General features: G+C 38.0%; 17 protein-coding genes and 1 pseudogene. 11 read left to right on the top strand and 7 right to left on the bottom strand.

Annotated elements, in window-relative coordinates:
* Positions 1–237 precede the first annotated feature (237 nt).
* The 7 genes from EA341_RS14375 (at position 238) to EA341_RS14345 (ending at position 4,830) form a co-directional block, all read left to right on the top strand.
* Entirely contained in the window at positions 238–921 is a 684-nt protein-coding gene (locus EA341_RS14375; protein ID WP_293015786.1) for a hypothetical protein, read from the top strand.
* 48 nt (positions 922–969) lie between these two features.
* Positions 970–1,395: a hypothetical protein gene (locus EA341_RS14370; protein WP_293015784.1), complete on the top strand. Its 426-nt coding sequence runs from the start codon at positions 970–972 to the stop codon at positions 1,393–1,395.
* 9 nt (positions 1,396–1,404) lie between these two features.
* Positions 1,405–2,085: a hypothetical protein gene (locus tag EA341_RS14365; RefSeq protein ID WP_293015781.1), complete on the top strand. Its 681-nt coding sequence runs from the start codon at positions 1,405–1,407 to the stop codon at positions 2,083–2,085.
* 60 nt (positions 2,086–2,145) lie between these two features.
* Entirely contained in the window at positions 2,146–2,535 is a 390-nt protein-coding gene (locus EA341_RS14360; RefSeq protein ID WP_293015779.1) for a hypothetical protein, read from the top strand.
* The gene (locus EA341_RS14355; RefSeq protein ID WP_293015777.1) at positions 2,532–3,203 is read left to right on the top strand and encodes a hypothetical protein; all 672 of its coding nucleotides are present in this window, start codon (positions 2,532–2,534) and stop codon (positions 3,201–3,203) included. Before EA341_RS14360 ends, EA341_RS14355 begins: the two co-directional genes overlap by 4 nt.
* 190 nt (positions 3,204–3,393) lie before the next feature.
* A complete protein-coding gene (locus tag EA341_RS14350) occupies positions 3,394–4,152 on the top strand; it encodes an ATP-binding protein (RefSeq protein WP_293015775.1) in 759 nt (252 codons plus the stop codon).
* A gap of 51 nt (positions 4,153–4,203) precedes the next feature.
* Entirely contained in the window at positions 4,204–4,830 is a 627-nt protein-coding gene (locus tag EA341_RS14345; protein ID WP_293015773.1) for a response regulator transcription factor, read from the top strand.
* On the opposite strand, the gene EA341_RS14340 is transcribed toward EA341_RS14345, so the two are convergent.
* The 4 genes from EA341_RS14340 to EA341_RS14325 form a co-directional block, all read right to left on the bottom strand.
* On the bottom strand, positions 4,827–5,969 hold the full coding sequence (locus EA341_RS14340) for a DUF4221 family protein (RefSeq protein ID WP_293015771.1): 1,143 nt from the start codon (positions 5,967–5,969) through the stop codon (positions 4,827–4,829). The genes EA341_RS14345 and EA341_RS14340 overlap by 4 nt on opposite strands.
* A 117-nt stretch (positions 5,970–6,086) precedes the next feature.
* On the bottom strand, positions 6,087–7,229 hold the full coding sequence (locus EA341_RS14335) for a cysteine desulfurase family protein (protein WP_293015769.1): 1,143 nt from the start codon (positions 7,227–7,229) through the stop codon (positions 6,087–6,089).
* Between the two features lie 52 nt (positions 7,230–7,281).
* Positions 7,282–8,670 carry a phosphoglucosamine mutase gene (gene glmM / locus EA341_RS14330; RefSeq protein WP_293015767.1) on the bottom strand — a complete coding sequence of 463 codons (1,389 nt, stop codon included), beginning with the start codon at positions 8,668–8,670 and terminating at the stop codon, positions 7,282–7,284.
* 57 nt (positions 8,671–8,727) lie between these two features.
* Positions 8,728–8,958 (bottom strand): hypothetical protein, encoded by a 231-nt coding sequence (locus EA341_RS14325; protein ID WP_293015764.1) that lies wholly within the window; start codon positions 8,956–8,958, stop codon positions 8,728–8,730.
* Between the two features lie 71 nt (positions 8,959–9,029).
* Between EA341_RS14325 and mazG the strand changes: the two genes are divergently transcribed.
* Positions 9,030–9,848 carry a nucleoside triphosphate pyrophosphohydrolase gene (gene mazG / locus EA341_RS14320; protein WP_293015762.1) on the top strand — a complete coding sequence of 273 codons (819 nt, stop codon included), beginning with the start codon at positions 9,030–9,032 and terminating at the stop codon, positions 9,846–9,848.
* A 2-nt stretch (positions 9,849–9,850) separates the two neighbouring features.
* On the opposite strand, the gene EA341_RS14315 is transcribed toward mazG, so the two are convergent.
* Entirely contained in the window at positions 9,851–10,348 is a 498-nt protein-coding gene (locus EA341_RS14315) for a phosphoheptose isomerase (RefSeq protein WP_293015760.1), read from the bottom strand.
* A 397-nt stretch (positions 10,349–10,745) separates the two neighbouring features.
* Between EA341_RS14315 and recJ the strand changes: the two genes are divergently transcribed.
* From recJ to EA341_RS14300, 3 genes are read left to right on the top strand one after another with little or no spacing between them, the layout of a single operon-like run.
* Positions 10,746–12,470, top strand: coding sequence for a single-stranded-DNA-specific exonuclease RecJ (gene recJ, locus EA341_RS14310; protein ID WP_293015758.1), 1,725 nt, complete (start codon positions 10,746–10,748; stop codon positions 12,468–12,470).
* A 2-nt stretch (positions 12,471–12,472) separates the two neighbouring features.
* Positions 12,473–13,210: an LPS export ABC transporter ATP-binding protein gene (gene lptB, locus EA341_RS14305; RefSeq protein ID WP_293015756.1), complete on the top strand. Its 738-nt coding sequence runs from the start codon at positions 12,473–12,475 to the stop codon at positions 13,208–13,210.
* Positions 13,210–14,727: a GH3 auxin-responsive promoter family protein gene (locus EA341_RS14300; protein WP_293015754.1), complete on the top strand. Its 1,518-nt coding sequence runs from the start codon at positions 13,210–13,212 to the stop codon at positions 14,725–14,727. The genes lptB and EA341_RS14300 overlap by 1 nt, the downstream gene beginning before the upstream one ends.
* On the opposite strand, the gene mtgA is transcribed toward EA341_RS14300, so the two are convergent.
* Together mtgA and EA341_RS14290 are read right to left on the bottom strand one after the other, a co-directional pair.
* Positions 14,728–15,423 (bottom strand): monofunctional biosynthetic peptidoglycan transglycosylase, encoded by a 696-nt coding sequence (mtgA, locus tag EA341_RS14295; protein ID WP_293015752.1) that lies wholly within the window; start codon positions 15,421–15,423, stop codon positions 14,728–14,730.
* A 192-nt stretch (positions 15,424–15,615) separates the two neighbouring features.
* A pseudogene (locus EA341_RS14290) lies at positions 15,616–15,995 on the bottom strand (SAM-dependent methyltransferase); the annotation flags it as partial.

Raw genomic sequence — 15,995 nt, 5'->3', positions numbered from 1 at the left:
GATACCTGCCTGCCGCAGGCAAGTTGGATACAAATGGATATTGTTTTTAAAAAAATCAATGCTAAGTATTCAGATTACAAGTAAAGAGACGTAAAAAAATGTTTTCTTATCAAAAAAAAGGAGTTGGAGCGATTCAACTCCTTTTTTTGTGTCATTTTGCTTCAAAAATACCCTGTACAGGGTATTTTTTGGCTTTGGTTTTTACCTTAGATTTCGACTTTCAAATACTTTATCAATTTGCCTACATTATATCACTTTATAATTGGAGCCAGTTTAATATTGATTTTGTGGCTCAGGTTTTATCTAAAATCCATTCCCAGAATACAAATCAATATCATCACTTATACCTTGGCTCTAGTCTTGGTCGTAGAGTTGATTGGGTTTTATACGGCGCGTCAACGCATCAACAATACCCTTATCTACAACATTGGTTGGGTTTATTTGGAGTCATTTTTACTTATCGCCTACTTCTACACGCTCGAACAAAATCTTTTTTGGCGAAAAAGAATACTCCAAATCAGTGGAACCTTAGGGGTTTGGGGTATAGTCAATTCTTTGTTTCTTGAACCTATTGCGGGAGCACTTCAATATTTTTCTCTTTTGCCTTTCGCTGTATTTTTAATTACCCTCGCCATACGCTTGCTTCATCAATTGTTGAATTTGGAAGTCTATACGCAAAAGAGTCTCCTTTCAACACCTCACTTTTGGATCAGTTCTGCTATACTTTTCTTTTATCTGGAGGCCGTTATTTTATTTGGAACCTATTATTTTTATCCGGAAATAATTATTAAAAATGTCAATATTGCTTTTACGATCAATAAACTCATGGCTGGGTTGATGTACTTTGCATTTGGAATTGCTTTTATTTTACCCCATTTTGATGATCTCAATAAAAAACAAAGTGGACACGCATTTTCATGATGGAAGCAAATCTTTTATTGTGATATATTAAAACCAAAACCCACAGTCATGACTCGAGAAGAACTGGAAGGCTTTAGAAAAGCCTATCAAAAATCGGCTAAAAAAAGTATCAAAGCTGAAAATGCACAGGGAAAACCTGTCAATGAACAATCTGACTGGGTTTGGTTTGACAGGGACTCCATCCAAAAACTCCTGGATATGACAGACCCCAAAATCGGAGGTGTCAAAATCTATTTTGGACAGTACGACAAAAACAACATGTCTATGCTGCCTGAAGACAGAAAAAACAGAGAAGAATATATAGGAATGGTATCCGTTGCATTGGTTGCCTGTGACAAGACCGCAAAAGAATATAAAGATATTTACAGTGAGGTATCAACTGATACTGACCTGAAAACGGAAAGCTTAGAAAGTGGTGACGGGACTAGCCCAATGAATGCTGGAGATTTATGTCCTCCCTCATGTAATCCCTAAATCTAATTTATGGGGCCTATATACTGGTACAATGGATTAATTATTCTGGGAATGCTTCTGAGTATTCCCTACTTCTTTATAGCATCTAAAGAAAATAGAATAATACATACTATTGTGTTTGTTAAACTTTTGGTAATAAGTGCTACGGAGTTTAGGTCAAAACAACTTGGCAGTATGGGGATCAATAATTATTTCATTGCCAATACAGGATATCTATTGATTGGGATTTCTTTGATTTTCCTTTATTTCTATTTTTTGATAGATCGAAATAAATATATCCTTATACTGTGGGTAATTTATCTCTTTTTCATACTTATGAACTCGCTTTATTCCCAGCCTATTACCACTTCTTTTCAGAATTACACTTGGGCATTGAGTAGTTTAATGATTATTGGGATAAGCTTATATTTTTTCTATAGTATTTTTTCAAATAACCGATTTGAAAACAAAAACCTGATCTCAATTCCCTCTTTCTGGATTGTATCTTTTTTGATGTTCTTTTATGCCTGTTCTTTTCTGTATTTTCTTTCATTTAATTTTTCTTTTGACAGTATGGGCATGCAGCTCTTTAGCCAACTAAATTTTTTGATCAAAATATTGGGTGCTGCCATGTACCTGGTTATGGGCTTGGCTTTTTATGCCCCTTTGGTTTTTAAAAGTGATGTTAAGCTTAACGATAAGTATTGTTAGTAAAAACCAATTCGTCTTAAGAGATTCATAATTAATTTTTATTCTATTAACTTTAAAACTATGGACAATAGACAATTCAAAAGTTTTTTATCAGCCTATAGGGAATCTATCCAAAAAGGCGAAAAAGCCATAGGAGCAGATGGCCTACCTATTAAAAGGGAAACCGACTGGATTTATTTTGACCGAGAAATCCTAGAGAAACTACTCAAAATGGCTGACCCACGAACAGGTGGAATCAAAATGTACTTGGGTGTGTATACCAAAGAAAACCTGGACATCCTGCCAAAAGACAGGGAAGACCGCGAAAAATATATAGGTATGCTTTCCTTGGCCTTGGCTCCTGCCAACCGCACCGAAGAGGGAATCGTGGACGTACAAGACGAAGGGACTTATAAAAATGGAGGCACGCTTTGCCCTCCTTTTTGCCAACCGCCACCTACTGAGATTTGATATTATATATTTATCCCGGGTTGATTTGGCTGGCTGTTTTGTTAAGTATTCCGGCTTTTTTTGTGGTAGATGCGCAAAATAAAAAATACCATAGGCTGATTTTTGCTATCATTCTTATGGTGGCTGTTCTAGAAACTTATGGTGCCTACTCTATTCTAAACTCCCAGAACAGTTCCCTCTTCCATAATCTTTTGTTTGTTCATGCTGAAACCTTGCTTATACTCTATTTTTTTTACCTCAACTTCAGTCTTAAAAAAGTAAGACAAAGCATAATTATTTCGGCATTGCTATTGATGATGTGGGCTTTGATCAATTCACTTTTCTTTCAACCTATCACTTCTATTTTTCAGACCTACTCATTTTTACCCTCAGCTTTTTTATTGATTATTTGCTGTATATATTTTTTCTATTCTTTAATCAAAGAAGAGAAGTACCAAAATGTGAATATAGTGTCAGTCCCCACATTTTGGATTGTCACAGCAATCATGTTTTTTTATGCCTGCTCTTTAATGTTTTTTGCTGCAATTCCTCTGGTCAATCCACAAAATTATGCCCTTGTGTACAAAGTTTATTATTTAATCAGGGCATTGAGCATCTTGATGTATCTGACTATGGGCTTGGCATTTTATGTACCTTTGGTGATCAAATCTCAAAAAATTCCTAGCTAATCAGAATTTCCAGTTGATATTCACCGCTCCTTATATAGTACCACTTACCCGAATCTTCATACGTTTTAAAAATGGAATGCATTTGTTATTAGTTTGATACAGGATTTTAAAGTGTATTAAATTATCTTAGATATTTATAAAATCAAAAATTTTAAAAATAACACATCTCAAGCACCCTAAAATAAATTAAATGGATAACACCAGCGGCTCCGATTTATTTGTGATTATCCTGCTAGGTTTTTTTCTGATGCTATTGATGGTGTCTTTCATCGTTATTATGGTGATCTACCACAGGCAAAGACAACTGGAAAACAGGCAGAAAATGGCTTCCCTCCAAGCTGAGTTTGAAAATACCATCCTGAATGTGGAAAAAGAAATCCAGGAAGATACCCTTTCTCATGTAGGCAGAGAACTTCATGACAATATCGGCCAAATGCTTTCTCTGGCAAAAATCAATTTTGCAAGGTCCAATCCAGAATCCATTTCAGAAGGACGCTCCATCATCAACCAAGTCATAAAAGAAATAAGGAGTCTTTCCAAGTCCCTAAACGTAGACTGGGTAGAATCCATCAGTATCGAGGATTTTATCAAACGGGAATTGGAAAAATTGGAAGTTGCTGAATTCTGTAAAACAAATCTTACAATTAAAGGTGAACCACTCGACCTGCCGCAAGATAAAAAACTGATATTGATCAGAATCATACAGGAAGTCCTAAACAATGCCATCAAACATGCATCCCCCACCAAGATTTCAATTCTGATCAATAATGATCAGATACATAAACTCATTCAGATTCAAGACGATGGGGTTGGTTTCGATACACACGCCCAAAGTGAAGGCTTGGGAATGAGCAATCTTAAAAAGAGAATGAAAATGCTGGAAGGTGAATTCCAAGTACATTCAGAGATGGATAAAGGGACGCTTATCAAACTTTATTTGCCAAAATAGGCAGTTCATACTATCTTATAAATTGATTTAATCACTCCCCCCATTAAATTCATGATAAGAATAGCATTAGCTGATGACCATAAAATGTTTGCCAAAGGAATTCAAGGTCTTTTGGAAGAAGAGGAAGAGTTTAAAATAGTAGGTCTTTTCCACAATGGTAAAGACCTTGTTGAGTTCGTAAAACAAAACTCAGTAGATATCATCCTGACTGATATGAATATGCCCAAAATGGATGGATTGGGTGTAATCAATACAATCAGAAGCTTTTCGCCACATGCCAGAATCATTGTGCTTTCCATGTATGATGATCAAACAATTTATGACAAGGCTGTCAAAAATGGAGCAAATGCTTATGTGCTCAAAGGTTCAGATCCGGATGAGTTGATCTACACCATAAAAGAAGTCTTTCAAGGAACATATGTCCTGGATTACAAAAGGGTGATTTTTCAAAGTGAACCTGACGGTTACCCTGATTACTTCAAGGAAAAATTCAAACTTTCACGCAGGGAACTGGAAATCATCAAAATGATAAAGGATGGGAAAATGAATAAAGAAATAGCCGAAATCTTAAGTCTCAGTCAGCATACCGTAGAGGCCCATAGGAAGAAAATCCACCTCAAACTAGGAGTAAATACGGCTGTGGAGCTGGTAAAGATAGCTTTGGAAATGAAAATCTAGGAATTTTCCAAAACCTTAATCCTGATAAAACCCAACTCATCGTCAATATTTTCATGTAGCCAGATTGCGCCGTCTTTGGTAAAATGAGAACTGGATGGAGATTTTTCATACTCACTAATTTTGGCTTCTCCTATCATTTGGAGGTCTTTATCAAACACTGTCAAGAATACATCTGACTTCTCAAATTCACCATCAGGGTTCAATTTGGACAAGTTTGATAGCCTATAATACCTGTTATTAGACTCATCAAACAAAAAAGGGCCAAATTCTATTTGACTCTTCATTTTCCCATATTCAGCACCCATTTCTTCTTGAGAGGTGACTAAGGTTTTAAAATTGGCGGTTTTGCTATTTGGGGTGAGTTTACTTTCAAAATTCCTCTCAATCACAGTATCCTCCTTAGACTTATAAATGATGATCTCATTAAAAATATTATTACTGATGATCAAATCATCATTCCAAGGCTGAAGGTAAATAGAAGAATGTAGGGTCATCATGCCACGACCTTCCATCTCCATATGGATCTGAAAATCTTTTAACTTCTCAAATTGTGGGATTTCAATCCTCTTGACCGTATTTTCAATTGTATTTACCTTTGCTATGAAGTTGCTATGCTTAGGGTGCTTAGAAATACGGGTATAGAATTCATCTTTCCCCTTTGTAAAAGTATAGCCAGGAGATAAATCCTCACCTTCATCCAATTGTTCACCTTCAAATTTTTGATTTCTAAAGTTGAATTCCCACAATCTTTCACCCTTTTCATTGACAATTAAACTGTTCATGAAACTTGAAAAAGCATATTCATCCTCCGAAATGTAGGAGAAGAAATTCAAGTAATTACCCAAACCCTTCGGCCCATCCTTTTCAAATTGTATTTTTCTGACCAATTCCAGATTATCCAAGTCAATCATTTCCAGTAGATACTGCTTGTCATCAAACTTAAAAAGATATTGCTTATCCTTACTAAGGTCGGACATATACAAGTTGGAACCAGCCATTAGAATTTCATCTTTGGCATCCACCATGACCGTATCAATCTTGAATTCAAGGTGCTTTATTCCTTCAGAAATCTTTGATTCATCAGACGACTTACAGGAAAAGAGTAAAAGAACAGTTAGGATTAAAACAGTATTTTTCATGGCTACATTTTTATGAAAAATAATGAATTAGTTTTGTGTTATCAAAGAATTAGTTGTAAAAAAAATAAAAGCCAGTTAACAACTGGCTAATTTTTATAATAATACTTGCAATAAGCACTAAACGGTTACTCCATAAAATTCTTTGAGTTTCTCCACAGTATAGTTTACTTCTTCCAAAGTATTATACCTGCTGAATGAAAATCTCACAGACTCTCTTTGTGGATCTGTCTTCAAACTCCTTAGTACATGTGAACCTACAGAGGCACCACTGCTGCATGCAGATCCGCCCGAAGCAGACACCCCATTCAAGTCCAAGTTGAAAAGCAACATGCCGGAATTTTCCTCTGAAAATGGTAAGCTTACATTGAGTACTGTGTAGAGACTCTTCTGAAGGTCAGCTGACTGCCCATTGAAACTGACATCGGGTATATGCTGCTTCAAACTATCTATAAAATGCTTCTTCAGGTTTTCTATATGAGTTCTATGGTTATCCATATCCTCATAGGCCAATTCAAGTGCTTTCGCAATTCCAACAATGCCAATGACATTTTCAGTCCCCCCCCTCATATTCCTTTCCTGGGCTCCTCCGTATATAAAGGGATGGATTTTTTTATCCTTTCTGACATAAAGAAATCCTGATCCTTTTGGTCCATGAAACTTATGGCCACCTGCCACCACTGCATCTACCGGTATTTTTTTAAGATCATGGGCATAGTGCCCCATAGTCTGAACAGTATCTGAATGAAAAAAAGCATCATGAGCTTTGGCAAGATTACCTATGGCATGAAGGTCATTGATATTGCCTATTTCATTATTGGCTTGCATCAATGATACCATGGAACCCGGATGGGATTTCAATAGCTCCTCCAAATGGTCCAGGTCTACATCTCCCTTATCATTTACCCTAACCATGCTCAATGTGATATTGCCTTTTTTTGCACAATGCTCCAATGTGTGCAGTACCGCATGATGTTCAATGGGTGAGGTTATGGCATGCTTTATTCCATAAGTATCAATTCCACATACCAATGCCGTATTATCCGCCTCAGTACCTCCCGATGTAAAAAAAATTTCAGAAGGACTGGCATTGAGTAATTCTGCCACCTTTTTCCTGGCCTTTTCTATAGCGGTTCTTACTTCCCTGCCATGACTATGTACGGAAGATGGATTGCCATAATGCTCCTTCATATAAGGAATCATGGCTTCAACTACCCGATCATCCATAGCCGTAGTGGCAGCATTATCAAAGTAAACTCTCATTCTTCAAGTATTTGGGTTGAAATCTTTGGGTTTATCGGTTGCTAATTGTCAATCAGGAACCTGTAATCACCTCTTTGATATCCATGATGATTTTATTGGCCAAGTGTTCAGCTGTAGCTTGAGATTCCGATTCTGAATAAATTCTTATAATCGGTTCCGTGTTGGATTTCCTAAGGTGAACCCACTCTTTTTCAAATTCAATTTTCACCCCATCAATGTCATTGATAGGCTGTTTTTTATATTTATTTTTGATTGCCTCCAATACCTGATCTACATTGATATCCGGAGTAAGCTCTATTTTGTTTTTGGATATATAATAGTTGGGATAAGTAGCCCTCAACCTTGAAATACTTTTTCCAAACTTGGCCAAGTGGGTCAAAAACAGGCCTATACCTACAAGTGCATCCCTGCCATAATGAGACTCAGGATAAATTACCCCACCATTTCCTTCTCCTCCAATGATCGCGTTGGTCTCTTTCATTTTGTTGACCACGTTCACCTCACCCACAGCTGCTGCTTGGTATTGACCTCCTCTTTTTTCAGTTACATCCCGCAAGGCACGGGTAGAACTTAAGTTGGAAACAGTATTACCAGGAGTTTGGGACAATATATAGTCTGCAACTGCCACAAGGGTATACTCTTCACCAAATGGGCTTCCATCCTCATTCATAAAGCAAAGTCTATCCACATCTGGATCTACTACTATACCTAAGTCAAATTTACCTTTTTGCAATTTCTCAGAAATATCTCTGAGATTTTCAGGAAGTGGCTCTGGATTATGAGGGAAATGCCCATTGGGTGTACAATACATTTCCTCAATTTCTTCAACTCCCAGCGCTCTTAAAAGCTTAGGAAGTGCTATGCCTCCGGTAGAATTGACGCAATCAATAACAACTTTGAAGTTTCTATCTTTGATGGCTTGTATATCTACAAGATTTAGCCCTAATACATGCTGCACATGTCTGTCTATGTAATCATCAATTTTAGTGTAAGCACCTATTTTTTTAACCTCTGCAAATGAGAAGTCTTCCTTTTCAGCACTATCCAAAATAGCCTTACCTTCCGAGTCAGAAATAAACTCGCCTTTATCGTTCAAAAGCTTTAATGCATTCCATTGAATGGGATTATGGCTCGCAGTAAGAATAATTCCTCCTCCAGCCTTTTCCAAAGGCACAGCCAATTCCACAGTCGGAGTAGTACTTAGTCCCAAGTCCACAACATGGATTCCCAAACCCTGCAAAGTTGCACTGACAAGTTTTGAAACCATTTCTCCTGAAATCCTTGCGTCTCTTCCAATGATTACTTTTGGATTGTTGGTGTGGCTGATGACCCAACTACCGTAAGCAGCTGTAAACTTGACTACATCTAAAGGAGTAAGACCTTCTCCGGGTTTGCCACCAATGGTTCCCCTGATGCCAGAGATTGATTTAATTAAAGCCATAAAATTTATAAAAGGTGAAATTGAAAAATCCTGGATTAACCAAGAGCTTGAAAGGAATTATTTAAATCTGGACATAACCTTATCTACCTCGTTATCGGGGTTTCCGCAACTGCTATCAGCATCTACTGTTTTACCACAATAGCTACAGGTACCGCCATCTTTATTCAAATAAGGATTCTGTGAAGCACAAGTTCCTTTAAATTCTCCATTTTTCAATAAAATAAGTCTTACCGACATCAAGATGAAGAATAATGCCAAGAAGCCTAAAGTCAAATATAAGGTTGCCATATCAATTAAATTTGCACAAATTTACGTAATACTTTCAAAACGTCCTCACTTTACGAATAGTTTCCCCCCTTATGTCCCAATTGTCACAGAGAAAAGAACAGCTAGCTGCATTTGACAGGTTATTGACCATTATGGATGAACTGAGGGAACAATGCCCTTGGGATAAAAAGCAGACCATAGATAGCCTGAGACACCTGACTATTGAAGAAACTTTTGAACTCTCCGATGCCATTCTGGAAAATGACCTCAATGAGATCAAAAAAGAACTGGGTGACATTTTACTCCATATTGTTTTTTATGCGAAAATAGGTTCGGAAAAAGGAGCTTTTGATATTTCCTCTGTGATCGATAGCCTTTGTGAAAAGCTCATAAGAAGGCATCCTCATATATATGGAGACATTGAAGCAAATGACGAGAAAACCGTCAAGGAAAACTGGGAAAAGATCAAACTTAAGGAAAAAGGGAATGTCTCCGTACTAGGTGGAGTTCCCAGGTCACTCCCCGCACTTATCAAAGCGATGAGAATCCAGGAAAAAGCCCGCGGTGTTGGCTTTGACTGGGAGGAAAAGCATCAGGTCTGGGAAAAAGTCGAGGAGGAAATGATGGAATTCAAAACTGAATTCAATGCGACGGATGAAAAAGAAATAGATAAAGAAAAAGCCACCGGTGAGTTCGGTGACCTTTTATTTTCCCTGATCAATTATGCCCGTTTTATAGAAATCAATCCTGAAGAAGCATTGGAAAAAACCAACCTGAAGTTTATCAAGCGCTTTCAGCACCTGGAGCAATCGGCAAAATCCTCCGGCAAAAAGCTGGAAGATATGAGTCTTGCTGAAATGGATATCTACTGGGAAGAGGCTAAAAAACTGCAAAGTAATTCCAATAAATAATATTATCTCCCAAAATCATCTTGGAGACGCACAATATCATCTTCATCTGAAGGTTTTGAAGCGTCTGTATGTTGCCAGATTTCAGCTACCATTCCCCATTCTTCCAAACCTATCAACCTGTGCCTTTCACCTTGTTGCAATTTGATTTTATCTCCTTCCTTCAAATCATGTTGTGCACTTTCTATATCAGTCATCGATGTAGCCACAGCCACCTGACCTGAAATACACCTCCATATCTCCGCTCTCCTGTGATGGTATTGCCAAGAAAGTCTTTTTTCAGGTGCTACTAAGAGAATCTTAGGACTCAGTTTATCAGAAATTTTTAGCGCTTCAAAATCCTCCTCAGGAAAAAACTGTTTTGCAAAAGCTGCTGCTTGATCTTCATTGATGACCAAAAAACCTCCCCAAGGTCTGTTTCTATCCTCTTTGATTACCTCAAAGCCCAGATGTTTCATCATACGCAGGGCCTTGTCAAAATTTGTAGTGATTGCTTTGTCCATTTCCAAAAATAGCTAAAAATTCTTTTTATGAAATTTTCCTTTTAGACTTTAAACTTATCTATGATTTCCTATTCTAATGGTAATTGAATTGCCAGACAAAATAGAAATAAATTTATTGCCACGGGAGACATGATATTCGATCGAACAAAAAATCATATCGAATATAGGTCTGGAAACAATTTTGAAAATCTTGCTGAAAAGTTAATTTACGATAATGTACACTTGAATGTCAGTCTGGTAGCGGAAATTAAGGGCTCACTTTTACTTATTCAATTACAATAAACCAACAGAACATTTCCACCGGGATATTGCCTTTTATAGAGTCCTTCGTTTTAAAGCTCAAAATAAATGATTTGTCTAACCTGAATTTAGCGCTCGACTTTAGTAATTTAGCCTAATGGAATACAAATGGATGATTAAAGAAAAAGCCGACATGAAAACCGTGGCGGAATTGAGTAAGGAAATCAACGTCAATTCCATTTTGGCTAATATGTTGGTCAACAGAGACGTAGAAACTTTTCAAAAAGCAAAGGACTTTTTTCGTCCTGACTTGGATAAACTCCATGACCCCCTCCTCATGAAAGACATGGACAAAGCGGTGGGGCGTTTGGATAAAGCAATACAAAATAATGAGAAAATCCTCGTATATGGAGACTACGACGTGGATGGCACTACTTCAGTAGCCATGATGTACGGTTACCTACGACAATTTTATGATAAAGTCAGTTTTTATATTCCTGACAGGTACAAAGAAGGTTATGGGATTTCAGAAAAAGGCGTTCGGTTTGCAGCAGAAAATAATTTTAGCCTCATTGTATCACTGGACTGTGGTATCAAAGCCATAGAAAAAGTCAAGCTTGGAAAAGAACTTGGAGTTGATTTTATCATCTGCGACCACCATACCCCTGGGGACGAGTTGCCTCCAGCAGTTGCCATTCTGGATCCGAAAAGAACAGACTGCCTATACCCATACAAAGAGTTGAGTGGATGCGGGGTAGGTTTCAAGTTGGTTCAGGCTTTTGCGAAACATAAAGGACACGACGAAGCTAAGGTCATGACTTTTCTGGACCTTCTGGCGATCAGCATTGCTGCAGATATTGTTCCCATTACCGGAGAAAACAGGATTTTGAGTTTCTACGGTATTGAAAGAATCAACAACAATCCCAGACCTGGAATAAAGGCACTTATTATGAAAAGCAGGATCGAAAAAGACCTGGAAATTTCTGATATTGTTTTCAAAATAGGCCCACGAATCAATGCTTCAGGGAGACTTGAGCATGCTAAGGCTTCGGTCGAATTGTTGATTGCAGCTGATTTGGAGGACGCCTTGGCCAGAGCAGAATTGGTAGATACAGTAAATTCTGCCAGAAAAAACTTTGACGAAAACATCACGAAAGAAGCTCTCTCTATGATTGAGACAATGGAAGAGGTTCGGCAAATGAAATCTACGGTACTCTACAAGGAAGATTGGCATAAGGGTGTCATTGGAATTGTGGCCAGTAGGTGTATTGAAAAATTTTATAGACCGACTATAATCCTGACTGAGTCAAACAATAAAGCCACAGGTTCTGCACGTTCTGTTTTTGACTTTAATATTTATGAAGCCATTGAAGAATGTAGTGAGTTATTGGAACAGTTTGGAGGTCACAAATACGCGGCAGGGTTAACTATGGCCGTAGATAAAGTACCTGCTTTTCAAGAAAAATTTGAAGAAGTGGTCAGCGCAAGAATCAGTGATATTCACCTAAAGCCTGTATTGGAAATAGATGATGAAATTCTTCTTGATCAGGTCAATTACAAATTTTACAATATTCTCAAACAAATGTCTCCATTTGGGCCTGGAAATCCTGAACCGATATTTTGCCTCAAGCAGGTCTTCGCCGAAAACGTAAGGGTCTTAAAGGACAAGCACCTCAGGTTCAATGTAGTGCAGGATGGTCAAGACACCAAACCTATATGTATTGCCTTTGGAATGGCAGACAAAAACATCTATCCTGATGAGATCATTTATAAAATGCTTCTACGAAAAATGCGTTTCGATTTGGCTTTTGAGATCAGGGAGAATACTTTTAGGAACAACAGCACCCTTCAACTTTACGTGAAGGATATAAAATTTGATTAAGGATGAAGCTTAGGGCAGATAATTTGGTGAAAATCTATAAGGGAAGAAGAGTTGTTAACGACATTTCCGTTGAAGTAGAACAAGGTGAGATTGTAGGGTTGCTTGGTCCTAATGGTGCAGGTAAAACAACTTCATTCTACATGATTGTGGGGTTAATTCAACCCAATCATGGTGAGATATTTTTAGAGAAGCAAAATATTACCAAGCTCCCTATGTACAAAAGGGCCAAATTGGGTATTGGATATCTTGCTCAAGAAGCCTCAGTTTTCAGAAAACTCTCCGTAGAAGAAAACATTATGGCTGTTCTTGAAATGACAAATAAAAATAAAGCTGAACGCAAAGAGAAGGTAGAAAGTCTTCTAGAGGAGTTTAGCCTTACGCATGTCAGAAAGAACCTTGGTATGGTACTCTCCGGTGGAGAAAGAAGAAGAACGGAAATTGCCAGAGCCCTTGCTGTAGACCCCAAATTTGTACTTTTGGATGAACCTTTTGCAGGTGTAGACCCAATTGCTGTAGAAGAAATCCAAACTATTGTTGCCAAACTCAAAAACAAAAATATCGGGATCCTCATTACCGATCATAATGTAAACGAAACCCTCTCCATTACTGACAGGGCTTACCTGATGTTTGAGGGAAAACTCCTGAAAGCAGGAACCGCAGAAGAATTGGCAGCCGACGAACAGGTTAGACGTGTATACCTGGGGCAACATTTTGAACTGAAACGTAAAATTTTTAACTGATGGAGGTAGTCAATTCTTTTATTACCTGGATTCTGAAAAACCGCATAGGCCAGATTGAAAATTTCAAGAATCAACCTTTCAGAACCCAGAAAAATGTATTTGATGAGTTGATCGAATTTGGAAAAACTACAGAGTTTGGGAAAAAATATAATTTTATCCACATAAATTCTTATGAAGATTTTGCTGCAAAAGTTCCGATTCATGACTATGAACAGATGAAACCCTACATTGAAAAAACAATGAAAGGGCATCAAAACGTCATCTGGCCAAGTAATATAGAATGGTTTTCAAAATCTTCCGGAACTACATCCAGTAGAAGTAAGTTTATTCCAGTTTCTCAGGAATCATTGGAAGACTGTCATTTCAAAGCAGGAAAAGACATGCTATCCATCTATGTCAATAATTATCCTGAAAGCAAATTGTTTGCAGGTAAAAACCTGACCATTGGAGGAAGTCTAACAAAAAACCTTAGCGCTAAAAACAGTAACAGCCAGGTGGGGGATATTTCTGCAGTAATCATGCACAACATGCCTCTTTGGGCGCAATTGGCGAGAACACCCAGTCTTGAGGTAGCCCTGATGAGTGAATGGGAGTCTAAAATTGAAAGAATGGCCCTAGAGGTCAAAGATGAAAATATAGTCAGTATGTCCGGTGTACCCACCTGGACGATAGTGTTGTTACAAAAAATCCTGGAAATCACCGGGGCTAATAATATTCTTGAGGTATGGCCTAACCTGGAAGTCTTTTTTCATGGGGCTGTTGCGTTCGGCCCCTATAAAAAACTTTTCAGAGAATTAATTCCTTCAGATAAAATGAGGTACATGGAAACCTATAATGCATCTGAAGGATTTTTTGGGATACAGGATCAGAGAGACTCAGATGAATTGCTTTTGATGCTGGATTACGGCATTTTTTATGAATTTATCCCTATGGAAGAATGGGACAATGAGCATCCAAAGGTCATTCCCCTTTGGGAAGTGGAAATAGGTAAAAATTATGCCCTCATCATTACTACAAATGGGGGTTTGTGGAGATATAAAATCGGAGATACGATAAAATTTACAAATACCGATCCTTACCGTTTTAAAATTTCTGGAAGAACAAAGCATTTTATCAATGCTTTTGGGGAAGAAGTGATTGTAGAAAATGCAGAAAGAGCCATTCAGGCAGCAGCAGATGCCACTATGGCAACAATTACCAATTTCACAGCAGCCCCTGTATACTTTGGAGGATCAGAAAGTAAAGGTGCCCATGAATGGGTAGTGGAGTTCCAAACTTTCCCGAATGACGAAAAGATATTTTGTGAAATTTTAGATCAGACACTTCGGGAAATCAATTCTGATTATGATGCCAAGCGCTATAAAGATTTAGCATTGTCTGCACCAAAAGTCCATTTGGTCAATTCAGGTGTTTTCCAAAAATGGCTGAAAGGAAAAGGCAAACTTGGCGGACAAAACAAAGTGCCTAGGCTCTCCAATACCAGAGAATACTTGGATGAAGTCCTGGCCTTGATCTGATCAAACTCCCATTTCAACTTGTTTTAGGTTATTCATTTGCCTGAGAATCCAAGCTTGTCTCCCCAAGATATAAGGCGTAGGCCGGGAAGGTGTCCACCTCCTTGGGTTTGGTAAAACTGCCGCAATCAGAGCAGATTCATTTCTACTTAGTTTTTCAGCAGGCTTTTGGAAATTATGCTGAGCAGCAGCTTCTATACCATAGATCCCTTCTCCCATTTCAATGACATTGAGATACACTGTCATGATCCGCTCCTTGCCCCAAATAAATTCTATCAAAAAGGTAAAATAAGCTTCCAATCCTTTTCTAATTAAGTTTCTCCCAGGCCATAAAAAAACATTCTTTGCCGTCTGTTGGGAGATAGTACTTGCCCCTCTTACCTTTTTACCTTGCTTATTGTTTTCCCACACTTTCTTCATTTCATCCCAATCAAACCCATTGTGAGTCATAAACTTTTGATCTTCTGAAGCAATGACGGCCTGAGGAGCATTTTTGGAAATTTTACTCATTGAAACCCAGTCTTTGTAAAGCTTCATGGATTTCTCACTGTCTGTAGCCTGTTCATAGAGTCTGATCACCATCAATGGCGTGATGGGCACCGGTACAAATTTATAAAGAACAGTCAGGCCTATGGAAACGAGAAAGAATCCAAGGATCAACTTCAAAACTAAACGAAAAACTCTTTTTAGAACTTTCATAAATTATACCAAGTGATTATTGGTTTCTTCAGTGATAATCTAGCAATTTAGAATTAAGATCATTTTGGGGTATTATCAATAACTAACTTGGCTGTTACACACAACACATTTCGGGCAGGTATCTACCCGTATAATAGTTGAACTACAAGTAGGTCTTTGCTGCAAATACCAGTACGATTCCGAATATACATATTATGCCAAAGCAGTGGCCTGTATAAACCTATAATAAAATACTGATTCAGGCATGGTCCTCAGTTTATCCATAGCCAACTGCATCTCCAATACTTGCTGGGGAGTAACTATTCCTTCCTCTACCAATAGTGGAGCTCCTGAACTCATAAGGTTTTTCCAATAAAAAAAGACCTTATCCTTTTCCTCAGCCTGTCTACTGTCCAAGTGAAACCCTCCACTCCTGAGCTGAATATCATTATACCCGGTCTCTTCCAAAAGATCTCCCAGCCTGGCTCCCACCTGCGGATCACCTCCAATTTCTACCTGATAATCATTATATAGCCGCCAATATTCCATGATTTCGGGCATCTGCGGATAGGTGTAGAAAGTCGCATTGAAAA

Source organism: Mongoliibacter sp. (assembly GCF_007692705.1).
In the GTDB taxonomy this organism is placed as follows: Bacteria; Bacteroidota; Bacteroidia; order Cytophagales; family Cyclobacteriaceae; genus Mongoliibacter.
Note: the sequence above shows the minus strand (reverse complement) of the source record. Positions and strands in the feature narration are given on the sequence as shown.